Genomic DNA, 21,840 nt, shown 5'->3' with positions numbered 1-21,840 from the left:
ATCGTGTGCCCCATGAGCTCCGCCGACGACGCCCGCGCACTGCGCCACCTCGAGGAGACGGTCGAGCGCGACTTCTCCCGCGCGATGTCCTACGGCGACTACCTCGACCTCGACCGGCTGCTGTCGGCGCAGCACCCGCGCAGCGTCCCCGCCCAGCACGACGAGCTGCTGTTCATCATCCAGCACCAGACGTCCGAGCTGTGGCTCAAGCTCATGCTGCACGAGCTGCGCTCGGCGCGGGACCTGCTCGCCGCCGACGACCTCGCGCCGGCCCTCAAGCGCCTCGCCCGGGTCAAGCACATCCAGGTCGTCCTCACCGGTCAGTGGTCGGTGCTGGCCACCCTGACGCCGAGCGAGTACGCCCTGATCCGGCCGTTCCTCGCGACGAGCTCGGGCTTCCAGTCGTGGCAGTACCGCGCGGTGGAGTTCCTCCTCGGCAACAAGAACGCCGAGATGCTCCAGGTCTTCGAGCACGACGAGGAGGCCCGGTCGATGCTCGCCGAGCTGCTGCACCAGCCGAGCCTCTACGACGAGTTCCTGCGCTACCTGTCCAGGGCCGGGTATGCCGTGCCGCAGGGCCTGCTCGAGCGCGACTGGTCCCAGCCCTACCGGGCCGACGAGGAGCTCGTCGACACCTTCGCGAAGGTGTACGCCGCGCCGCACGACCACTGGGGCGTCTACGAGACCTGCGAGGAGCTCGTCGACATCGAGGACAACTTCCAGCAGTGGCGATTCCGCCACCTGCAGGTCGTCACCCGCACCATCGGCCACAAGCGGGGGACCGGCGGCTCGTCCGGCGTCGACTTCCTGCGCCGCGCCCTCGACCTCACCTTCTTCCCCGAGCTCTACGCCGTCCGCACCCGCGTCTAGGTTCGGCGCGCTGCCCGGCGGACCTTCTCCTCGGCGTCGAGCCGGGCGGCCTCCTCGGGGGTGGGCGCCGAGCCGCCGAGCCGTGCGGGGAGCCACCACGACCCCTCTGGCTGCTCGCCCGCCGGGTGCGCGGCGATCGCCTCCTCGAGCATCCGGCCCATCGCCGCGCGCAGGTCGGCGGTGTCGGCGACCGGGTCGGTCGCGGCATACGTCCTCGGGGCGCCGACCCGGATGGTGACGGTGCGCCCCCGCGTCAGGTCGCGCGGGTGGTCCTTGGTGAGCACCCGCTGCGTGCCCCACAGCACGACCGGCACGACGGGCACGCCCGCCGCCGCGGCGATGCGCACGGCGCCGGTCTTGAACTCCTTGAGCTCCATCGACCGCGAGATGGTCGCCTCGGGGAAGATGCCGACGGCCTCGCCGGCGCGCAGGTACTCGACCGCGGTCTCCAGCGACTTCCCTCCCTCGGCCCGGTCGACCTCGATGTGGTGCACGCCCCTCATCACCGGGCCGATCCACCGGTGCTCGAACAGCTCGCGCTTGGACAGGAACCGCACCAGCCGTCCCGACGGGTCGGCGGCCAGGCCGCCGTAGACGGGGTCGAGGTAGCCGAGGTGGTTGAGCGCGAGCACGACGCCGCCGTGCCTCGGGACGTTCTCGGCGCCGGCCAGCTCGACCCGCTGGCCGAGCAGCCGCAGGCCGACCTTGGCCGCGACCACGATCGGCGGGTACACCAGGTCGCGCACGTCCCCTCCTGCACTGCCCGGGCCGGAGGGCTCCCCGGCCTCCCTGCCGACGGTAGCGGGCACCGGCATACTTCCGGGCATGACGCGGGTCATCCACACGGCACAGGCCCTCGTCGACGTGGTCATGGAGGTGGACGCGCTGCCGCGGCGTGGCGGGAACGCGGTGGCCCGCAGCTACGAGCGGTATGCCGGGGGAGCCGTCAACATCCTCGTCGCCGCCGCCCGCTCGGGGGCCGAGGCCGTGCTCGCCGGCGCGGTGGGCGAGGGGCCGAACGGCGACCTCGTGCGCTCGGCGCTGGCGGCCGAGGGGGTCGCGGTGTCGAGCCCGGTGGTCGACGGACTCGACACCGGGATCTGCGTCGTCATGGTGGAGCCGAGCGCCGAGCGCACGTTCGTGACGACCCAGGGGGCCGAGCGGCGGATCAGCGCGGCCAGCCTGGCCACGAGCAGCCCGGTCGCCGGGGACCTCGTCTGCGTGAGCGGGTTCTCGCTCGTGGGGCGGACCCGCGACCCGCTGCTGGAGTGGCTCGACGACCTCGCCGACGGCGTGCTGGTCGTGCTCGACCCGGGCGCGGCGTTCGGGGAGCTGGGGGCCCCGCTGCAGCAGCGGGTCCTCGACCGGACGGCGGTCTGGACCAGCAACGCGGAGGAGGCCGAGCAGCTCACGCGATTTGCCGACCCGGCGAAGTCCGTCGCGGCGGTCGCCGAGCGGCTCGCCGACGGCACGGTCGCGGTCGTGCGGGACGGCGCACGCGGGTGCCACCTGCGGCTGGACGGCCGCACGGAGGCGCTGCCCGGGTACCCGCAGGAGGCCGTCGACACCAACGGCGCGGGTGACACCCACACCGGCGTGCTGGTCGCCGAGGTCTCGCGGGGGACCGACTGGGTGACGGCGGCCCGGCGGGCCAACGCCGCCGGGGCGATCACGGTGACGCGTCGCGGACCGGCGACGGCGCCGACTGCCGCCGAGATCGACGCCTTCCTGGCCGCCCGGGCGTCCTGACCCGCAGGTCAGCGCACGAGGTCGAGCAGCACGCGACCGGCCCACGCGGTCGCTGCGGCGCAGACCAGCACGAAGGTCGCCGTCCACGCCCCGCGCGGCACGCGGGTCAGCGCGGCGAGCACCGCCGGGTCGCTGCCGCGCTCGCGGCTTCCCGCGACCGCCCCCAGGTGCCGCCACGCCCCGACGACGAGGACCACCCCCAACGCGACGAGCACGGTCGCCTGCAGCCGGTCGTCCCGCCACCACCACAGGGCCCCGTTCGCCGCCAGGACCAGGACCATGACCAGGGCGGTGAGCGCCGACCGCACGCGCAGCAGGGCGACCACGAGGACGACGAGACCGGCGGTGACCATGGGGGCCGACCATCCGCGCGCGGCGGCCCAGACCATCACGGCCCCCAGGAGGGCAGGGGCCGGGTAGCCCGCCCAGGTCGTGAGCACGCGCCCGGCTCCGCGCGAGGGGCCGACGGTCACCGCCTGGCCGGACATGTCGCCCCGCAGCACGAAGCCGGTGAACCGGCGGCCGACGGCGATGCCGACCAGGGCATGGCCCAGCTCGTGCACGAGCGTCACGACGACGCGCAGCGCCTGCCAGACCGGGGCGGCGCCGACCACGACCAGCGCGGCGGCGAGCGCGGTCAGCACCACAGACGGAGCGAGTGCGATGCCGGTGGTGGGCACGACGCGTGCGCCGACCACGTCCCAGTCCACGGTGCCACGGTAGTCGAGGGTCGCCGGCAGGACGCACGCGCTGCTGCGCCGCGTGGGCGGCTGTCCCGCTGCTGCACGGTTGGGGGGACGGGGTCGGCTAGGCTCCCCCGGCAGCGGCAGACCCGGCACCGGGGTGCCATCGCGAACCGGAGGGTAGGACTGTTGGCATGACGCCCACCATTGCGGCCGTCGTCCCGTGCTTCAACGAGGAGGCCGCCGTCGGCAAGGTCGTCTCCGACCTGCGCGAAGCGGTCCCAGGGATCGTGGTCTACGTCTACGACAACGCCAGCACGGACCGGACGGCCGCCGTCGCCCGCGAGGCCGGGGCCGTGGTCCGCCACGAGACGCTCAAGGGCAAGGGGAACGTCATCCGGCGCGCCCTCGCCGACGTCGACGCCGACATCTACCTCATGATCGACGGGGACGACACCTACGACGCCTTCGCGGCGCCCGGCATGATCGAGGCGCTCCTCGCCGGCCCCTACGACCACGTGACTGGCGTCCGCTCGCCGGAGGACCCCACGGCATACCGCCAGGGGCACGAGAGCGGGAACCGCTTCTTCAACAGGGTGGTCTCGACCATCTTCGGGTACCCGGTCAACGACATGCTCAGCGGTTACCGCGTCTTCTCGCGCCGTTTCGTCAAGTCGTTCCCGGCCGTGTCGAGGGCCTTCGAGATCGAGACGGAGCTGACCGTCCACGCGATCAACAACCGCGTGCCCCAGCTCGAGGTCCCGGTGGGCTTCCGGGATCGACCGCCGGGTTCGGAGAGCAAGCTGCGGACGTACCACGACGGCTTCCGGATCCTGCGCATGATCGCCCGACTGCTCCACCACGAGCGACCGATGGCCCTGTACTCCGTGCTGTCGGTCCTGCTGGTCCTCGTCGGCGCCGCGCTGGGCCTGCCGGTCGTGGTCGAGTACGCCCGGACGGGACTCGTGCCCCGGTTCCCGACCGCCTTCCTGGCCTCGTCGGTCATGGTCCTCGCACTGCTGACGGCGGTCATCGGGATCCTCCTCGACGGGCTGCGCAAGATTCGTCAGGAGACGACGCGCATCGCGTACATGGCGCTGCCCGGCCCCCCGCAGGCGTCCTGACATGCGCCGCTCCCTGCGCGTGGTGGCCCTCGCGGTCGCCGGCTTCGTGGGGCTCCAGCTGCTGTTCTTCGCCCTGCTGGTCGGTGCCGAGGCGGTCCCCGACAGGGCCATAGCGAACCAGCTGGTCCTGGACGTGCGCCACGGCACGTTCGGCCCCCCCGGGGTGCCGGACCGCATGGGTGGCACCGCGGACACGTTCACCGAGTGCGTGGTCGCGGTGACCGGGGTGGGCGGTGGTGAGACGAGCTCCCTGCGCCGGGCGGGCGTCATGCCGCGCCTGCCGAGCTGCCCCACGGGGGCGACGGGCCTCCAGCGCGTGGCCGAAGGGCTGCCGTCCGGCCAGGACGGGTACTACTTCAGGTACTGGGCCGGTTACGCACCGCTGACGCGCCCGCTGCTCGCCGCCTACGGCATGGATGGCGTCCGTGTCGTCTCCGGCGCGCTGCTCCTGGGCGCGCTCGTCCTCGCAGGTTCGGTGGTGGGTCGTTCCACCACGCGCCTTGCGGCGCTGGGCCTGTTCGCCCCACTCGTCCTGTCCACCAACCTCGCGTCCACACCCTCGACCTCGTCCTCCCAGGCGCTGGCCATCGCCACCTACCTGTCCGGCGCAGCCCTGGTCGCCTGGGCGGCCCGGCGCTCGGTGGGGGCAGGCCTCGTCGCGGTGGCGCTCGCAGCCGCGCTGTTCTGCTACGTCGACCTGCTCACGACCCCCTCCATCGGGTGGGCTCTCTCGTCGGCCGTGCTGGCGGGCACCACGTGGACCCGCACGCGTGCCCTGCGCCCCGCACTGCTGGGCGTCCTGGGTGCGGGGCTAGTGTGGCCCGTCTCCTTCGCCCTCACCTGGGTGAGCCGCTGGGTGCTCGCCGTCCCCTTCGTGGGGTACGACAACGTCGTCAACGAAGTGCGCCAGGTCATCTCGTTCCGCACCCAGGGGACGTACAAGGGGGTGGGGACGCAGCTCGGGGCCGCGTCGCGGACCAACTGGCACTACTGGCTCGACCACATCCCCACCGCGCACGCCGTCCTCTGGACCGGAGTGCTGGTCGTCGCCGTGGGTGCGCTGTTGTCCCTGCGCCGAGGGGTCCGCGGCCTCCTCGGCACCGGCATCGTCGCGCTCCCCGCGCTGTGCGTCCCCTTCTGGTACGAGGTGCTCCGCAACCACTCCCAGATCCATGCGTTCTTCGTCTACCGGTGCGTGCCGGCGGCTCTCGGTGTCCTGCTGTTCGCGTCCCTGCTCGGGGCGGGGGTTGCGCTGCAGCGAGGGGGCGGCCGGGACCCCGGGCGCCTCAGCCCCGGCTCGCCCCGCGGGCGCGACGTCGCCGGGGCCGACCCGTCGTCGACGGAACCGGTGCCGGCCTAGGTGGAGTTCCCCGTGACGTCGTGACCGCGGTCAGCGGAGCCGGTCGAGGTCCTCGCGGCAGCGGCGCTCGAACTCGTCGAGCTCGGTGAGGGCGTCCTCGAGGTCGCGGCGGCGCTGCTCGAGGTCGCTGCGCCGCTCGTCGATCTGCCCCAGGACGTACTCGAGCTGGCTGGCCCTGCCCCGCGGCCGGTCGTAGAGGTCGATGATCGTGCGGATCTCCTCGAGCGGGAAGCCGAGGCGCCGGCCACGGAGGATCAGGGCGAGCCGGGTGCGGTCCCGGCGGTGGTAGACCCGCTGGGTGCCGCGACGCTCGGGGGAGATGAGCCCGAGGTCCTCGTAGTGCCGGACCGTGCGGTGGGTGACCCCGAACTCCTCGGCCACCTCGCGGATCGTCCAGGTCCGCTGCTCGGTCACGGTGGGGCTTGGCATACCCGCGAGTATTGCTTTACGTTTACGTCAACGTCAAGCAATGACACGGATGCCGCGCGGCCGGGCGACCCCCGAAGGCGCATGCCACGAAGGAGTGAGCGATGTTCGAGCTGAGCAAGGAGCACGAGGACTTCCGCAAGGTCGTGCGGGAGTTCGCGCAGGCCGAGGTCGAGCCGCACATCGCCCAGTGGGACAAGGACCACCACTTCCCGTCCGACCTCGTGCCCAAGATGGGCGAGCTCGGGCTCTTCGGCCTCGTCGTGCCGGAGGAGTTCGGCGGCATGGGCGACGACGGCGACTTCACCTCGCTCTGCGTCGCGATCGAGGAGCTCGGCCGGGTCGACCAGTCGATCGGCATCACCCTGTCGGCCGGCGTGGGCCTGGGCATCAACCCGATCCTCACCTACGGCACGCAGGAGCAGAAGGAGCGCTTCCTGCCCGACCTGGTCGCCGGCCGCGCGCTCGCCGGCTTCGGCCTCACCGAGCCCGACGCGGGGTCCGACGCCGGCGCCACCCGCACCCGGGCCGTCCGCGAGGGCGATGAGTGGGTCGTCAACGGCGCCAAGGCGTTCATCACCAACTCCGGCACCGACATCACCTCCGTCGTGACCGTCACCGCCCGCACCGGCACGGCCGACGACGGGTCCGCCCAGATCTCGGCCATCATGATCCCTTCCGGCACAACGGGATTCACGGTCGAGCCGGCATACGACAAGCTCGGCTGGCACGCCTCCGACACCCACGGGCTCACCTTCGAGGACTGCCGCGTCCCCGCCTCGAACCTGCTCGGCAACGAGGGCGACGGCTTCAAGCAGTTCCTCAAGACGCTCGACGACGGCCGGATCGCCATCTCGGCGCTCGCGGTCGGGATGAGCCAGCGGATGCTCGAGGAGACGACGCAGTACGCGAAGACCCGCACGGCGTTCGGCAAGCCGATTGGGGTCAACCAGGGCGTGTCGTTCCAGATCGCCGACCTCGCCGTCATGGTCGAGGCGTCGCGCCAGCTCACGTACAAGGCCGCGTGGCTCAAGGACGAGCTCGAGCGCGGCCGCCGCTCGGTGAAGGAGGTCAAGCAGGCCGCCGCGATCTGCAAGCTGTACTCCACCGAGGCGGCCGTCACGGCGACCCGCATCGCCACGCAGGTCTTCGGGGGCAACGGCTTCATGGAGGAGTACCCCGTCGCGCGCTTCTACCGCGACGCCAAGATCCTCGAGATCGGCGAGGGCACCTCCGAGGTCCAGCGCATGGTCATCGCGCGGCACCTCGGCCTGCCGACTGCCTGAGCCCGCTGCGCCGCAACGCCCTGCCCCACAACGCAATCCGTTCGTCCACCGAAGTTCGAGAGGGTATGCCGGTGACCTCCACCCCAGCGTCGTCCACCCGTCCCGGGTCCGCCCCGTTCGCGGTCGGCGGTGACTCGGGCTCCGACCCCAAGGTGACCGACGTCCGCGAGCGGCTCGCCGCGGCACACGAGGCCTCCGCCTCGGCGCCGGAGAAGGCCCGGGCCAAGCTCGACAGCCAGGGCAAGCTCTACGTCCGCGACCGGATCGCGCTGCTCTTCGACGAGGGCTCGTTCGTCGAGGACGGCCGCTACGCCAACGCGACCGCGTCCGGCCTGCCGGCCGACGGAGTCGTCACCGGCCGCGGGACGGTCGACGGGCGCCCCGCGATCGTCATCGCCAACGACCCGACCGTCAAGGCCGGCTCGTGGGGTGCGCGCACGGTGGAGAAGATCGTCCGGGCGACCGAGATGGCGCTGCGTGAGGAGCTGCCGGTCTTCTGGTTCGTCGACTCCGCCGGCGCTCGGATCACCGACCAGGTCGAGATGTTCCCCGGCCGGCGGGGCGCCGGCCACATCTTCCACAACCAGGTCGCGCTGTCCGGCAAGGTGCCGCAGGTCTGCTGCCTGTTCGGGCCGAGCGCGGCGGGCGGGGCGTACATCCCGTCGTTCACCGACCTCGTGATCATGGTCGAGGGCAACGCCTCGATGTACCTCGGCAGCCCGCGCATGGCCGAGATGGTCGTCGGGGAGAAGGTGTCGCTGGAGGAGATGGGTGGCGCCCGGATGCACTGCACCGTCTCCGGCGTGGGCGACCTCCTCGTCTCTGACGACGCCGAGGCGATCGAGATGGCCCGGCTCTACTTCTCCTACCTGCCGGCCTCCTGGCGCTCGGAGCTGCCGACGTACGCGCCCGAGGAGCCGTCGCGTCCGCTGACCCGGCACACGGTGCCCGAGCGCGAGAGCCAGCCGTTCGACATCCACGAGGTGATCGACGGCCTCGTCGACGACGAGTCGTTCTTCGAGGTCAAGCCGCTGTTCGCGCCCGAGCTGGTCGTCGGCTTCGGCCGGATGGCCGGTGAGACGGTCGGCATCGTCGCGAACAACTCCGCGGTCAAGGGCGGGGTGCTGTTCACCGACAGCGCCGACAAGGCCGCCCGGTTCATCTGGCTGTGCGACGCGTACTCGATCCCGCTCGTCTACCTCGCCGACGTGCCGGGCTTCATGATCGGCTCCGAGGTGGAGCGCGGCGGCATCATCCGCCACGGCGCCAAGATGGTCTCGGCCGTCTCCTCGGCGACCGTCCCGCAGTTCTGCGTCATCGTGCGCAAGGCCTACGGCGCCGGGCTCTACGCGATGGGCGGCCCGGGGTTCGCGCCCGACGCGACGATCGCGCTGCCGACCGCGCGGATCGCGGTCATGGGTCCCGAGGCGGCGGTCAACGCGGTCTACGCCAACCGGATCGCGGCCATCGAGGCCGAGGAGGGCGTCGAGGCCAAGGACGCGTTCGTCCAGCAGATGCGGCGCGAGTACGAGCAGGACGTCGACCTCGAGCGCCTTGCCGCCGACCTCGTCCTCGACCAGGTCATCGAGGCCGACGCGCTGCGCTCCGAGCTGCTCCTGCGCCTGCGCTACGCGAGGAACCGCGAGCGCCACTTCGCCACCAAGCGCCGCGACATCCCCCCGGTCTGACCGCGGCGCGGCGGCGGGTCAGGCGCCGCGCTCGCCCTGGGCGCCCCGGAAGGCGGCGGCGCGCAGCTCGCGCCACGGCACGCCGACCTCGGCGAGCAGCTCGCGCAGCAGGGGCAGCGAGAGCCCGACGACGTTGCTCGGGTCGCCCTCGATGCCGGCGACGTACGGCGCGCCGAGCCCGTCGAGGGTGAACGCGCCGGCCACGCGCAGCGGCTCGCCGGTGGCGACGTACGCCTCGACCTCCTCGGCCTCGAGGCGCGCGAAGTGGACGGTGGTGGCCGCCGTCGCACCGAGGGTCGCGCCGGTGCCGCCCTCGTCCGCGTCGCGGGTGTCGACGACCCAGTGCCCGGTGTGCAGCACGCCGGAGCGGCCGCTCATCCGCGACCAGCGCGAGATGGCCTCTGCGGCCGACGCGGGCTTGCCGTGGACCTCCCCGTCGAGCTCCAGCACCGAGTCGCATCCCAGGACGAGCGCGCCGTCGACCTGCGCGGCGACGTCCTCGGCCTTGGCGCGGGCGAGCAGCAGGGCGACGTCCTCGGCCCCCAGCTCGTCGCCGTGGATGTGCCGGGCGTCGCGCACGGCCGCGTCCTCGTCGACCTCGCTGACGACGACGCTCGCCTCGACGCCGGCGGCGACGAGGAGCTTCTTGCGGGCGGGGGAGGCGGAGGCGAGGACGAGGTGCGGGGTCACGCGCACAACCTAGCCGGTGCCGCCGGGCCGCTCAGCCGACCTGCTCGTCGACGAAGCACCAGCGCCACGCCTCGCCCGGCTCGAAGCTGCGCATCACCGGGTGGCCGGTCTCCTCGAAGTGCTTGTTCGCGTGCTTGTTCTTCGAGGAGTCGCAGCAGCCGACGTGGCCGCAGTCCAGGCACAGCCGCAGGTGCACCCACGTGTCGCCGAGCTCGAGGCACTCCTGGCAGCCGTGCGGCGTGAGCGGCGGCACGAACCGGTCGTGGTGGGCGGCGAGGTGCTCGCACTCGTCGACCGCCCGCTCAGGGGGCAGCAGCGGGTCCTCGCGCAGCTCGTCGGTGCGCTCCTCGATCCGGTCGAGCATGGACTCCTCGAGGTCGAGCTGGGCCAGCACGTGGACGAGGACCTCCTGGTCGACGTTGCCCGCGTCGCGGATCTTCAGCAGCTCCTCACGCTCGGCGCTGAGCATGTGCATGCGCAGGCGCCGGTATGCCGCGCTGGGGGTCTCGCTCCCGTCCTCCCGGCCCTGCCCGAGCCGCTCCCAGACGATGTTGGTCCGGTTCTCGGCGCGACGACGGAGCTGTTCGATGGTGCCCTCGTCCGCCTCGTCGTGCTCCTCGAGCGCCCTGAGGCCGGCGGCGACGGACGCCTGGAGGATGGTGGCCTCCTGGAGCGCGTCCTCGCGCGGGTCCGGGCCGCGCACCCCGAGGCGTCGGGCCAGCCAGGGCAGCGTGAGGCCCTGGAGCAGCAGGGTGCCCACGGTGACGGACATGGCAGCGAGCACCAGCACCGGCCGCTCCGGCGTCTGCTCGGGGAGCGCGAACGCAGCCGCGAGGGTCACCACGCCGCGCATCCCGGCCCAGGAGATGACGGCGCTGTTGGACGCCCGGAACTGCGGGCCCCCGCCCTTGAGCTTGGACTCGACCCACTTGAACGGGAAGACGTAGACGGGCCGCAGGACCACGACGGTGACGACCACGAGGGTGCAGATGCCGATGAGCCGCCCGAGCCCCACACCCGAGTCGAGGGCGTCCTTGACCAGCCGGCGCATCTGCATGCCGAGCATGAGGAAGACGACGTTCTCGAGGATGAACTGGATGGTCCGCCAGTTGATCCGCTCGCTGAGGCGCGACGACGCGTTCTGCACGACGGGCGACTTGTGGCCCAGGACGAGGCCGGCGACCACGACGGCCAGCACGCCGGACCCGTGGAAGTGCTCGGCCGGCAGGTAGGCGACGTAGGGCACCATGAACGAGATCGAGGTGTCGATCACCGGGTCGGTGACCTTGCGCCGCACGAACGCCACCCCGAAGGCCACGAGCGCCCCGAAGCCGATGCCGAGCACGACCGCCCGGCCGAAGTCCACGGCGGTGGACGCGAAGGTCACGCTCCCCGCGGCGATGATCGCCGCCGACGCGGTCCGCAGCGACACCAGCGCGGTCGCGTCGTTGAGCAGCGACTCGCCCTCGAGGATGGTCACGATCCGGCGGGGGAGGCCGATCCGCCGCGCGACGGCGGTCGCCGCCACGGCGTCCGGCGGGGCGACGACGGCGCCGAGGGCGAAGGCCACCACGAACGGCACACCGAGCATCCACCACGTGACGAGCCCCACGCCGACCGCGGTGAACAGGACCAGCCCCACGGACAGGGCCAGGATCGGGCTGGCGTTCGCCCGGAAGTCCACGAGCGAGGTGCGGATCGCGGCCGCGTACAGCAGCGGGGGCAGCAGGCCCACGAGGACGAGCTCGGAGCTCAGCGCCGGCTCGGGGATGACCGGCACGAAGCTGATGCCGACCCCCACGACGAGCAGGGCCAGGGGGGCCAGGAACCCGAACCGCTGGGCGAGCCCCGCGACGACGACGACCGTGGCGATGATGGCGACGATCACCGTTGCTGATTCCACGGGGGGAATCCTCGCACCCGCCGGGGCGCCCCGCCGACTCCCGTCTCACGGGAGCCGGCAGCCCCCGGGGCGTCAGCCGAGCTCGCCGAGCACGGCCTCCCGCAGCGTGTCGAGGCCGACGCCGCCGATGTCGAGCGCCCGGCGGTGGAAGTCCTTGAGCGAGAACGACTCGCCCTCGCGCTCGCGGACCTGGTCGCGCAGCTGCATCCACAGCCGCTCGCCGATCTTGTACGAAGGCGCCTGGCCCGGCCACCCGAGGTAGCGGTCGAGCTCGAACCGCAGCCACGCCTCGCCCTGGTTGGCGTGCGCCGTGAGGTACTGCCACGCCTTGTCGTAGGTCCACTCGCCGCCGCCGACCTCCTGCGGCGCCTCGAACCCGCAGTGGACGCCGATGTCGATGACGACCCGCGCCGCGCGCAGCGACTGGCTGTCCAGCAGGCCCATGAGGTTGCCGGGGTCGTCCATGTACCCGAGCTCGTCCATGAGCCGCTCGGCATACAGCGCCCAGCCCTCGCCGTGGCCGGAGGTCCACGCGGCCATGCGCCGCCAGGAGTTGAGCAGCTCGGAGCGGAAGACCGTCTGGGCGACCTGGAGGTGGTGGCCCGGGACGCCCTCGTGGTAGACGGTCGTGAGCTCCTTCCAGGTGCCGAACTCGGTGACGCCCTTGGGCACCGACCACCACATGCGGCCCGGCCGGGAGAAGTCCTCCGACGGCCCGGTGTAGTAGATGCCGCCGGTCTGGGTCGGGGCGATGAGGCACTCGATCGTGCGCACCGGGTCGGGGATGTCGAAGTGGGTGCCGGCGAGGTTCGCGATGACCTCGTCGGCGCGCTCCTGCATCCACGCCTTGAGCGCGTCGGTGCCGTGCAGCTGGTATGCCGGGTCGGCGTCGAGGGCCGCGATCGCCTCCTTGACGGTGGCGCCGGGCCTGATCCGCTCGGCGACCTCCTCCATCCGGGCGGTGATCTGCGCGACCTCCTCCTGGCCCCAGCGGTAGGTCTCCTCGAGGTCGACGGTGGCGCCGAGGAAGGACCGCGACAGGAGCTGGTAGCGCTCGCGCCCGCACGCGTCGGCCTCGGGGGCGCGGTCGAGCAGGTTCTCGCGCAGCCAGGTCCCGAGCTCGCCGTATGCCGCGGACGCCGCCCGTGTCGCCTCGCCGAGGCCCGCGCGGGTTCCCTCCGAGAGCTCGCCGTCGTCCTCGCCGTCGGAGAGCCGCGCGTCCTTCACCAGGGTCGCGAAGTAGCCGTCGCCCGCGGTGAGGTCGGCGCACTGCTGGATGCACGCCTCGACCTGGCGGCGGGGTGCGACGTTCCCCTTCTCCGCGGCGGAGAGCAGGCTCTGCTTCCACTGCTGGAGCGCGGCGGGCACCTTCTCCATGCGCCGGCTGATGACGCCCCAGTCCTCATCCGTGGCGGTGGCCATGAGGTCGAAACAGCCGCGGACCTCCTGCAGGGGCGAGGCGATGACGTTGAGCGCCATCTCGTCCAGCCCGGCAGCGTGCGTCTCCTCGGCGAGGCCCAGCCGCTCCCGCATGGCGGCCAGGGTGACGCGGTCGATGTCGTCGACGGGGGACGCGGCCTCGAGCCGGGACAGGGTCTCCCGCCGCAGCTCCGAGTGCGCCTCGTGACCCGCGGGGGAGAAGTCGTCGAGCTCCTCCTCGTGGCCCGGGATGCCGAGGTACGTCGCCGTGATCGGGCTCAGGGTCACCACGGCCGAGAGGTACTCGTCGGCGATCCGGTCGATGTCGGTTGCTGGGCGGGGAGTCGTCTCGGTCGTCACAAGGGGCGAACGTACCCCAGGGTTCCGGGAGGAGGCATCGGCAATATCCGGGCGATTCCGGCTGCCGCGGCTCGTAGGGTGGCGCCATGAGCGCCTCAGTCCTGTCCCTCAACGTCGGGGCGCCGCAGCCCAACACCGCCAAGAAGGTCGGCACCACCGGGATCGGCAAGGTCCCGGTCGAGTCCGTCGAGGTGCGCGCGCCCGGGCCCAAGCACGGCGGCCTCGGCAGCGGGCTGGTCGGCGACTTCCTCGGCGACACCCGGCACCACGGTGGCGACACCCAAGCGGTCTACGCCTTCGCCCGAGAGGAGCTCGACTGGTGGGCCGCCGAGCTCGGCCGCGACCTGCCCAGCGGGATGTTCGGCGAGAACCTCACGACCACCGGGCTGGACGTGGACGGCGCCCTCGTCGGCGAGGTGTGGGAGGTCGGCGACGAGGTCGTGCTCGAGGTGTGCGGCCCGCGGATCCCGTGCTCCACCTTCACGGCACGGATGGGCGAGAGCGGCTGGGCCAAGCGGTTCGCCGCGCGGGGCCGCACCGGGGCATACCTCTCCGTCGTCGCGCCGGGCACGGTCCGCAGCGGCGACGCGGTGGTGGTGCGCTCGCGACCCGACCACGACATCACGGTGCCGGTGACGTTCCGTGCGTTCATGGGCGACCTCGACGCGGCGCGCCGGGTGCTCGACTCCGGCTGCCTCGTGGAGGCCGAGGCGGCCGAGCTGCGCGACATGGTCGAGCGACGCACCCCCGCGGGGGTCGAGCTCGACGCCTGACGTGACGGGTTGACCGACGCCGCCCGTCAGCGGACGCGGCCGTAGGTGACGGCGGTGGTCCAGAGGCGGACCTTGGCGACCCGCTTGCCCGGCTTGGGGGCGTGCCAGATCCAGCCGGAGCCGGCGTAGACGGCGACGTGGTAGACCGTGCCGCCGTTGTGGAAGAACACGAGGTCCCCCGGGCGGGCGCTGCGGGCGCTGATCCGGGTCGACGCGGCGTACTGCTGCTGCGCCGTCCGCGGCAGGCGCTTGCCGGCGCGGCCGTAGGCGTAGAGCGTCAGGCCGGAGCAGTCGAACCCGGTGCTCGGGCTCGTGCCGCCGTACCGGTACGGCACACCGACCTGGGCGGCGGCGACGCGGGCCGCGGACGACACGGTGCCGAGGGACACCGCGGCGTGGGCCTCCGGGGTGGCGACGGGGCTCGCGACGAGCCCGAGGCCGAGGAGGAGGGCGAGGAGGTAGGCCGAGCGGGACGAGGGCAGGGCACGGCGCAGCGTCGTGTTAAGGGACATGGGGAGGGGCCAATCTTCGGACCGCCTGCGAAGAGTGACCTGTCGGGTTCGGGCTACCGAACTGCCCGGCCCTGGCTGCGTGCCAGCGGCTTCACCCCGAGGAAGCGCTCGTACCGCTCCCGTCCTGCTGGGTTCTCCGTCCCCGACACTCTCGGCAAGACTTGTCTTGCCGTCCGCACGGGTGTCGGGGCTCGGCGACCGGGCGGACCGCCCCACCCTGGCTGGCGGGGACTGGCTTCCACGGTAGGTCGGGCCCCCGTCAGGACCTAGCCGCACGCCGGATCCGGGCCGAACGGCCCATGCGGCCTCGGGGTCGTTGGTACTAGTGCGTCAGGGGGGTCCCGGCTGGGCTACCGGGGCCAGCCGGAGGCGCGCCAGGCACCCTGCCCGGGTGCCAGCGGCCGGCGCACGGCGCGCTCCCGCGAGGCCCACCGGGACACCGGCCGTGGCGCCGGCGGAGGGTCGTCCGCCCCGGCGGCCGCGGACAGCACCGCGAGCAGCGCGGCGACCTCCTCGGGGGTCGCGTCGCCGCGCACGAGCCGCAGCGGCGTCCTCTCGGGGCCGTTGGCAGGTTCGTCGCCCACGACCTGCTCGTTCGCCTCCGCGCTCGCTCCGGGCCTCGCTCGTCCCTCGCTCGGGTCCTCGCTTCGCTGTCGGCTCACAGCGGGATGTTCCCGTGCTTCTTGGGCGGCAGCGTCTCGCGCTTGGTGCGCAGCGCCCGCAGCGCCTTGGTGACGTTCATCCGGGTGTTGCTCGGGGTGATCACCGTGTCGATGTAGCCGCGCTCGGCTGCGACGTACGGGTTCGCGAGGGTGTCCTCGTACTCGGTGATGAACCGCTGGCGCACGTCGTCGACGTTCTCGCCCGCCTCCTGCGCCGCCGCGAGCTGGCGCCGGTAGAGGATGTTGACCGCGCCCTGCGCGCCCATGACCGCGATCTGCGCGGTGGGCCAGGCGAGGTTGATGTCGGCACCGAGGTGCTTGGAGCCCATGACGTCGTACGCGCCGCCGTACGCCTTGCGGGTGATGACGGTGACGAGCGGGACGGTGGCCTCGGCATACGCGTAGATGAGCTTGGCACCGCGGCGGATGATGCCGTCCCACTCCTGGTCGGTGCCCGGCAGGAAGCCCGGCACGTCGACGAAGGTGAGCACCGGGATGTTGAACGCGTCGCAGGTGCGCACGAACCGGGCGGCCTTCTCGGAGGCGTCGATGTCGAGCGTGCCGGCGAACTGCATCGGCTGGTTGGCCACGACGCCGACCGAGCGGCCCTCGACCCTGCCGAAGCCGCAGACGATGTTGGGCGCGAACAGCGGGTGCACCTCGAGGAACTCGCCGTCGTCGAGCACGTGGTCGATGACCGTCTTCATGTCGTACGGCTGGTTCGCGCTGTCCGGGATGAGGGTGTCGAGCTCGCGGTCGTGGTCGGTGACCTCGAGGTCCGCCTCCTCCTCGAACGCGGGCGGGTCCTCGAGGTTGTTGCTCGGCAGGTAGGAGATGAGCGCCTTGACGTAGTCGATGGCGTCCTGCTCGTCGCTGCCCATGTAGTGGGCGACGCCGGACCTGGTGTTGTGCGCCTTCGCGCCGCCGAGCTCCTCGAAGGACACGTCCTCGCCGGTGACCGTCTTGATGACCTCGGGGCCGGTGATGAACATGTGCGAGGTCTGGTCGACCATCACGGTGAAGTCGGTGACCGCGGGTGAGTAGACGGCACCGCCGGCGCACGGGCCCATGATGAGCGAGATCTGCGGGATGACGCCGGACGCGTGCACGTTACGACGGAAGATCTCGCCGTAGAGCCCGAGCGAGACCACGCCCTCCTGGATGCGGGCGCCGCCGGAGTCGTTGAGCCCGATGACGGGGCAGCCGACCTTCATGGCGAAGTCCATGACCTTGCAGATCTTCTCGCCGAACACCTCGCCGAGGGACCCGCCGAAGACGGTGAAGTCCTGCGCGAAGACCGCGACGGTGCGCCCGTCGACCGTGCCGTAGCCCGTGACGACCCCGTCGCCGTAGGGGCGGTTCTGGTCTTGGCCGAACGCCGTCGAGCGGTGCCGCGCGTACTTGTCCATCTCGACGAACGAGCCCTCGTCGAGCAGCATCTCGAGCCGCTCGCGTGCCGTCTTCTTGCCGCGCGCGTGCTGCTTCTCGACGGCCCGCTCGGAACCGGCGTGGGCGACCTCGGCGACCCTGCGCCTGAGGTCCTTGAGCTTGCCCGCTGTGGTGTGGACGTCGATGTCGTCCGGGACGTCCGTGCCGCCCGTCGTGGTGAAGCTGTCGAGGGGATCGGTGGTCGAGGCCATGGCGGCGAGCCTAGCCTTGGAGCCATGCGCGGACCGCTCGACAGTGAGGCATTGCACGAGGCGTTGGTCACGTCGGGGACGCCGTGGACCGGCGTCGACGTCCACCCCACGCTCGGCTCCACCAACGCCGAGGCGGCGCGGCTCGCCCGCCCGTTCCACGTCGTGGTGACCGACCACCAGCAGGCCGGCCGAGGGCGCCTCGGCCGCACGTGGGAGACGCCGGCCTCGACCTCGGTGACCATGTCGGTCCTGCTGCCCGCCCCGGACGCGGGCCGCGGGTGGATGCCGCTGGTCACCGGCCTCGCCGTCCGTGACGCCGTCGCCGAGGTGACCGGCCTGCAGGCGGACCTCAAGTGGCCCAACGACGTGCTCCTGCCGGCCGACGACGAGCGCAAGGTCTGCGGCATCCTCTGCGAGCTGCAGCCCGGCGGTGTCGTGGTGGGCCTGGGGATCAACGTCGACCAGTCGCGCGAGGAGCTGCCCGTCGACACCGCGACGTCCCTGCGGCTCGCCGGTGCCGCAGACGTGCGGCGCGAGGACCTCGTGGTGGCCGTGCTCGAACGGCTGGCCCACTGGCACGCCCTGCTCTCCTCGGGCCCGCAGGGACGCGCCGAGGTCCACACGGCATACCGGAGGGCCTGCGTCACGATCGGGCGCGAGGTGGACCTGCACGTCACCGGGGGCGACGTCCGGCGCGTGCGCGCGGTCGGTGTGGACGACGACGGGCGCCTCGTGGTGACCGGCGCGTCGGGGGAGTATGCCGTGGCGGCGGGTGACGTGGTCCACGTGCGGTCCGCTGCTGGCTAGGGTGGCGGCGTGACGGACGCCGGTCGACACCGCATCGTGCGGCCCGAGGACCTGGCGGGGCTGAGCCCCGACGACCTCGAGGCGCGCCTGCTGGGCCGACCGGCGACGATGGGGCGCCGGGACGTCAGCCGCGGGGCCGAGGTGTCGCTGTTGTCGGCCCGCAAGTTCTGGCACGCCCTCGGGTTCCCGATCGTCGAGGACGAGGACGCCATGTTCACCGAGGCGGACCTCATGGCGCTCAAGGCCGTCGCCCGGCTCGTGCGCGACCAGGAGCTCGACGAGGCGACCGCGCTGGCGATGACCCGGGCCTTCGCGCGCACCGCAGACCGGCTGGCGGTCTGGCAGACCCAGCTCATGGCCGAGGCCCTGGCCGCCCCGGACACCGAGGCCGCCCTGGACGAGGCCGATGCCCGCGCGGTCCCGGACCTGGCGGCCGCCCGCGCCTCCGCCCTCAAGCTCGCCGACATGGCCGACGAGCTCGAGCCGCTGCTCGTCTACGCGTGGCGCCGCCACCTCACCGCGGCGATCTCGCGCATGCTCGCCGACGCCGACCCGCAGTCCTCCTCCGAGGGCGTCGTGCGGGTCGTGGGCTTCGCCGACCTCGTCAACTTCACCTCGCTGGTGCGCCGGATGACCGAGCGGCAGCTCGCCGTCATGGTGCAGCGGTTCGAGGCCCTGGCCACCGACGTCGTGACGGCCCACGGGGGGCGGGTTATCAAGACGGTGGGCGACGAGGTGCTGTTCGTGCACATCGAGCCCTCGCCCGCGGCCGCCATCGCACTCGACCTCGTCGACCTCATGGGTGAGGACGAGCTGCTGCCCGACGTGCGCGTCGGCATGGCGTTCGGGCCGGTGCTGTCCCGCCTCGGCGACGTCTTCGGGACGACGGTCAACCGGGCCAGCCGGCTCACGAGCGTCGCGCCGGGTGGTGGCGTGCTCGTCGACGACGCGCTCGCGACCGCCCTCGCCAGCCTGTCCGGCTTCCAGACCACCCCGCAGCGACGCCGCACCCTGCGCGGCATCGGCCAGGTCACGCCGAGCGCCCTGCGCCGCTCCGCCGGCGGACGGTCGTCGGTCCTGGCCGACCTCGACCTGGTCGGTGCGCCGGTGGGACTCGCCTCGCTGCCGACCGGCCCGGGAGACGGTCAGGGCGCGGAACCGGTGGACGAGGACGGGGCCGGGCTCGCGGCGACGACGTGGAACCCGACGACGAGAGGAACGACCTCATGACGACCGACCTGGTCCGGATCGAGCGGCACGGGGAGGGTGGGCACGTCGCCGAGCTCGTGCTCGACCGGCCCGAGGCGATGAACGCCGTCTCCACCGAGATGGCGCACGCGCTCGGCCGCGCGACCCGCGAGGTCGCGGGCGACCCCACCGTGCGGGCCGTCGTCGTCAGCTCCACCCACCCCAGGGCGTTCTGCGTCGGTGCCGACCTCAAGGAGCGCAACTCCTTCACCGACGAGCAGCTGCGGGCCCAGCGCCCGCTGGCCCAGGCGGCATACCGGGGGGTCCTCGACCTGCCCGTCCCGGTGGTGGCAGCGGTGGACGGGTTCGCCCTCGGCGGCGGCTTCGAGATCGCGCTGTCCTGCGACGTGGTGGTGTGCGGCGAGGGCGCGGTCGTCGGGCTGCCCGAGGTGTCGGTCGGCGTCATCCCCGGCGGCGGGGGCACCCAGCTCCTCACCCGGCGGGTCGGCTGGAGCCGCGCCGCCCGGATGGTCTTCACCGCCCAGCGGTTCACGGCGCAGGAGGCCCACGCGCTCGGCGCCGTCGACGAGGTCGTGCCGGCCGGGACCGCGCGGGAGCGGGCGCTCGAGCTGGCCACGGTGGTCGCGGGCAACTCCCCGGTCGGAGTCCGCAACGCCAAGGCGGCCATGCGCCGGGGCTTCGACACCGACCTGGACGCCGGGCTGAGGATCGAGGACGAGATGTGGGCGGCCACGGCGTTCTCCGCGGACCGGGCCGAGGGAGTGGCTGCGTTCAACGAGAAACGCCGACCACAGTGGCCCGGTCGCTGAAGACGCGTCGCTTTGCCTACGATTCCCCCCATGACCCGAGTGCTCCTCGCTGAGGACGACCCCGCCATCTCCGAGCCGCTCGCCCGCGCGCTGCGCCGGGAGGGCTACGACGTCGACGTGCGCGCCGACGGACGGGCAGCGCTCGAGGCCTCCGCGGAGAACCCCGACCTGGTCGTTCTCGACCTCGGCCTCCCGTACGTCGACGGCCTGGAGGTGTGCCGCCGGATCCGCGCCGAGGGTCGCACCGTGCCCGTCCTCATCCTCACCGCCCGGGCCGACGAGGTGGACACCGTGGTGGGCCTCGACGCCGGCGCGGACGACTACGTGACCAAGCCGTTCCGGCTGGCCGAGCTGCTCGCCCGTGTCCGGGCGCTCATGCGCCGCAACCCCTCCGACGCCCCGGCGGCGCACGAGCTGGTGCGGATCGACCCCGAGGGCCGGCGCGCGTGGTTCAAGGACGAGGAGCTGCAGCTCACCGCCAAGGAGTTCGACCTGCTGCGGGTGCTCGTGCGCGAGCAGGGCAAGGTCGTCTCGCGCGAGCAGCTCATGCGGGAGATCTGGGAGACGGCGTGGTTCGGGTCGACCAAGACCCTCGACATGCACATCTCCGTCCTGCGCCGCAAGCTCGGTGACGACGCCGCGCAGCCGCGCTACATCGCCACCGTCCGCGGTGTCGGGTTCAGGTTCGAGCGCGACGACGTCTGACCCGCCCCGATGCGTCAGCAGCTGATCCGGTCGACGGTGCTCGCGGTCGGCCTCGCCATCGTCATCACGATGGCACCGGTCGGGTTCGCGATCTGGAACGCGAGCGTCGGCGACGGGCGGGGGGTCGTCGGCCGCTGGCTGGCGGCGGGCACACCACCCGAGACGTCGATGCGCCTCGTCGGCGTCGTGGTCGCCCTGGCCGCCCTCGCGCTCGCGGCCGGGGTCTTCGTGGCCATCCGGCAGGCGCACAAGATGTCACAGCCCATGCGGGCGCTCGCCGACCGGGCCGAGCGGCTCGGTGCGGGTGAGTCCCGCATCCAGCCGCTGCACTCCGGCATCGCCGAGCTGGACCAGGTGTCCGAGGTGCTGTCCCGCAGCGCCCAGCGGCTGACCAAGTCGTTGGCGTCCGAGCGCGACTTCGCCGCCGACGCCTCGCACCAGCTGCGCACGCCGCTCACGGCGCTGCTCATGCGGCTGGAGGAGATCTCCGTGACCGACGACCTGGACGTCGTGCAGGAGGAGGCCACGATCGCCATCGCGCAGGTCGAGCGCCTCACCCGGGTCGTCGACGACCTCATGGCGCGCACCCGGCGCGGCGGCGACGAGCCCAAGGCGAAGGTCTCGCTCGACTCGGTCATCGCCGCCCTTCAGCGGGAGTGGCAGCCGGCCTTCGAGCAGGCCCGCCGCAGCGTGCACGTCCACGGCGAGCGCGGCCTCGTGGTCCAGGCCAAGCCGGTGGACCTGTCCCAGGTGCTGTCGACCCTGCTCGAGAACGCGCTGGCGCACGGCCGCGGGACGGTCGACGTCCACGCCCGGCGCAGCGGGCCGTCGGTCGTGGTCGAGGTCAGCGACCAGGGCGAGGGCGTGCCCTCGACGATCGCACCGCACATCTTCGAGCGGTCGGTCACCACCACGGGCACCGGGCTCGGCCTCGCCCTCGCCCGCGACCTCGCCGAGTCCAACGGCGGCCGGCTCGAGCTGATCCAGGCCCAGCCAGCGATCTTCGCCCTCTTCCTCAGCGAGTCCGAGGCCGCCTGACCGCCCGCGCCCACCCGCTCCAAACCGCCGGCTGCCCGGCATCCCCGCGCCCCCGGCATACCCGCGCACCTGCCCGTCGTCCCCGCAAAACGGCAGTTGCTGGCATGAAACGGCACTTCAGAAGTGC

General features: G+C 72.7%; 21 protein-coding genes. 12 read left to right on the top strand and 9 right to left on the bottom strand.

What is annotated here, in order from left to right; all coding sequences use genetic code 11:
- Positions 1-12 precede the first annotated feature (12 nt).
- On the top strand, positions 13-870 hold the full coding sequence (gene kynA / locus ACFUC1_RS05765; RefSeq protein WP_379117543.1) for a tryptophan 2,3-dioxygenase: 858 nt from the start codon (positions 13-15) through the stop codon (positions 868-870).
- Here kynA and ACFUC1_RS05760 read toward each other — a convergent pair.
- A complete protein-coding gene (locus ACFUC1_RS05760; protein WP_379117541.1) occupies positions 867-1,616 on the bottom strand; it encodes a lysophospholipid acyltransferase family protein in 750 nt (249 codons plus the stop codon). The two genes, kynA and ACFUC1_RS05760, sit on opposite strands and share 4 nt — an antisense overlap.
- A 79-nt stretch (positions 1,617-1,695) precedes the next feature.
- On the opposite strand from ACFUC1_RS05760, the gene ACFUC1_RS05755 reads away from it, so the two are divergent.
- The gene (locus ACFUC1_RS05755; protein ID WP_379117539.1) at positions 1,696-2,619 is read left to right on the top strand and encodes a PfkB family carbohydrate kinase; all 924 of its coding nucleotides are present in this window, start codon (positions 1,696-1,698) and stop codon (positions 2,617-2,619) included.
- An 8-nt stretch (positions 2,620-2,627) separates the two neighbouring features.
- On the opposite strand, the gene ACFUC1_RS05750 is transcribed toward ACFUC1_RS05755, so the two are convergent.
- On the bottom strand, positions 2,628-3,329 hold the full coding sequence (locus ACFUC1_RS05750; protein WP_379117537.1) for a M50 family metallopeptidase: 702 nt from the start codon (positions 3,327-3,329) through the stop codon (positions 2,628-2,630).
- A gap of 167 nt (positions 3,330-3,496) precedes the next feature.
- Here ACFUC1_RS05750 and ACFUC1_RS05745 point away from each other — a divergent pair, with 167 nt between their 5' ends.
- Both ACFUC1_RS05745 and ACFUC1_RS05740 read left to right on the top strand, forming a co-directional pair.
- On the top strand, positions 3,497-4,426 hold the full coding sequence (locus ACFUC1_RS05745; RefSeq protein WP_379117535.1) for a glycosyltransferase: 930 nt from the start codon (positions 3,497-3,499) through the stop codon (positions 4,424-4,426).
- 1 nt (position 4,427) lies between these two features.
- Positions 4,428-5,786, top strand: coding sequence for a hypothetical protein (locus ACFUC1_RS05740; RefSeq protein WP_379117533.1), 1,359 nt, complete (start codon positions 4,428-4,430; stop codon positions 5,784-5,786).
- Between the two features lie 30 nt (positions 5,787-5,816).
- Here ACFUC1_RS05740 and ACFUC1_RS05735 read toward each other — a convergent pair whose 3' ends face one another.
- Complete coding sequence (locus ACFUC1_RS05735; protein WP_379117531.1) at positions 5,817-6,215, bottom strand: MerR family DNA-binding transcriptional regulator; 399 nt, start codon at positions 6,213-6,215, stop codon at positions 5,817-5,819.
- A 101-nt stretch (positions 6,216-6,316) separates the two neighbouring features.
- On the opposite strand from ACFUC1_RS05735, the gene ACFUC1_RS05730 reads away from it, so the two are divergent.
- Positions 6,317-7,498, top strand: coding sequence for an acyl-CoA dehydrogenase family protein (locus ACFUC1_RS05730; RefSeq protein WP_379117529.1), 1,182 nt, complete (start codon positions 6,317-6,319; stop codon positions 7,496-7,498).
- Between the two features lie 65 nt (positions 7,499-7,563).
- On the top strand, positions 7,564-9,186 hold the full coding sequence (locus ACFUC1_RS05725) for an acyl-CoA carboxylase subunit beta (RefSeq protein ID WP_379117527.1): 1,623 nt from the start codon (positions 7,564-7,566) through the stop codon (positions 9,184-9,186).
- Between the two features lie 18 nt (positions 9,187-9,204).
- Here the strand turns inward: ACFUC1_RS05725 and ACFUC1_RS05720 are convergent, their stop codons facing one another.
- The 3 genes from ACFUC1_RS05720 to ACFUC1_RS05710 form a co-directional block, all read right to left on the bottom strand.
- Complete coding sequence (locus ACFUC1_RS05720) at positions 9,205-9,876, bottom strand: Maf family protein (protein ID WP_379117525.1); 672 nt, start codon at positions 9,874-9,876, stop codon at positions 9,205-9,207.
- Positions 9,877-9,907: 31 nt separating this feature from the next.
- Positions 9,908-11,779, bottom strand: a complete 1,872-nt coding sequence (locus ACFUC1_RS05715; RefSeq protein ID WP_379117524.1) for a Na+/H+ antiporter — start codon at positions 11,777-11,779, stop codon at positions 9,908-9,910.
- A gap of 72 nt (positions 11,780-11,851) precedes the next feature.
- Positions 11,852-13,558 carry a DUF885 domain-containing protein gene (locus ACFUC1_RS05710; protein WP_379117522.1) on the bottom strand — a complete coding sequence of 569 codons (1,707 nt, stop codon included), beginning with the start codon at positions 13,556-13,558 and terminating at the stop codon, positions 11,852-11,854.
- A gap of 86 nt (positions 13,559-13,644) precedes the next feature.
- Between ACFUC1_RS05710 and ACFUC1_RS05705 the strand changes: the two genes are divergently transcribed.
- Entirely contained in the window at positions 13,645-14,331 is a 687-nt protein-coding gene (locus ACFUC1_RS05705; protein ID WP_379117520.1) for an MOSC domain-containing protein, read from the top strand.
- 26 nt (positions 14,332-14,357) lie between these two features.
- On the opposite strand, the gene ACFUC1_RS05700 is transcribed toward ACFUC1_RS05705, so the two are convergent.
- The 3 genes from ACFUC1_RS05700 to ACFUC1_RS05690 all read right to left on the bottom strand — a co-directional run bounded on the left by ACFUC1_RS05700 (position 14,358) and on the right by ACFUC1_RS05690 (position 17,145).
- Entirely contained in the window at positions 14,358-14,843 is a 486-nt protein-coding gene (locus ACFUC1_RS05700; protein WP_379117518.1) for a C40 family peptidase, read from the bottom strand.
- A 350-nt stretch (positions 14,844-15,193) separates the two neighbouring features.
- Positions 15,194-15,427, bottom strand: a complete 234-nt coding sequence (locus ACFUC1_RS05695; RefSeq protein WP_379117516.1) for an acyl-CoA carboxylase epsilon subunit — start codon at positions 15,425-15,427, stop codon at positions 15,194-15,196.
- 74 nt (positions 15,428-15,501) lie between these two features.
- The gene (locus ACFUC1_RS05690) at positions 15,502-17,145 is read right to left on the bottom strand and encodes an acyl-CoA carboxylase subunit beta (protein ID WP_379117514.1); all 1,644 of its coding nucleotides are present in this window, start codon (positions 17,143-17,145) and stop codon (positions 15,502-15,504) included.
- 24 nt (positions 17,146-17,169) lie between these two features.
- On the opposite strand from ACFUC1_RS05690, the gene ACFUC1_RS05685 reads away from it, so the two are divergent.
- The 5 genes from ACFUC1_RS05685 to ACFUC1_RS05665 are packed head-to-tail and all read left to right on the top strand — an operon-like array spanning position 17,170 to position 21,713.
- Positions 17,170-17,952, top strand: coding sequence for a biotin--[acetyl-CoA-carboxylase] ligase (locus ACFUC1_RS05685; RefSeq protein WP_379117512.1), 783 nt, complete (start codon positions 17,170-17,172; stop codon positions 17,950-17,952).
- Between the two features lie 9 nt (positions 17,953-17,961).
- A complete protein-coding gene (locus ACFUC1_RS05680) occupies positions 17,962-19,182 on the top strand; it encodes an adenylate/guanylate cyclase domain-containing protein (protein ID WP_379117510.1) in 1,221 nt (406 codons plus the stop codon).
- Positions 19,179-19,970, top strand: a complete 792-nt coding sequence (locus ACFUC1_RS05675; RefSeq protein ID WP_379117508.1) for an enoyl-CoA hydratase/isomerase family protein — start codon at positions 19,179-19,181, stop codon at positions 19,968-19,970. Before ACFUC1_RS05680 ends, ACFUC1_RS05675 begins: the two co-directional genes overlap by 4 nt.
- Before the next feature lie 30 nt (positions 19,971-20,000).
- Positions 20,001-20,675 (top strand): response regulator transcription factor, encoded by a 675-nt coding sequence (locus ACFUC1_RS05670; protein WP_310149621.1) that lies wholly within the window; start codon positions 20,001-20,003, stop codon positions 20,673-20,675.
- Between the two features lie 9 nt (positions 20,676-20,684).
- Positions 20,685-21,713 (top strand): sensor histidine kinase, encoded by a 1,029-nt coding sequence (locus ACFUC1_RS05665; RefSeq protein ID WP_379117506.1) that lies wholly within the window; start codon positions 20,685-20,687, stop codon positions 21,711-21,713.
- Positions 21,714-21,840: the final 127 nt, after the last annotated feature.

The sequence above is a fragment of the Pedococcus sp. NPDC057267 genome (genome assembly GCF_042668795.1).
In the GTDB taxonomy this organism is placed as follows: domain Bacteria; phylum Actinomycetota; class Actinomycetes; order Actinomycetales; family Dermatophilaceae; genus Pedococcus.
Note: the sequence above shows the minus strand (reverse complement) of the source record. Positions and strands in the feature narration are given on the sequence as shown.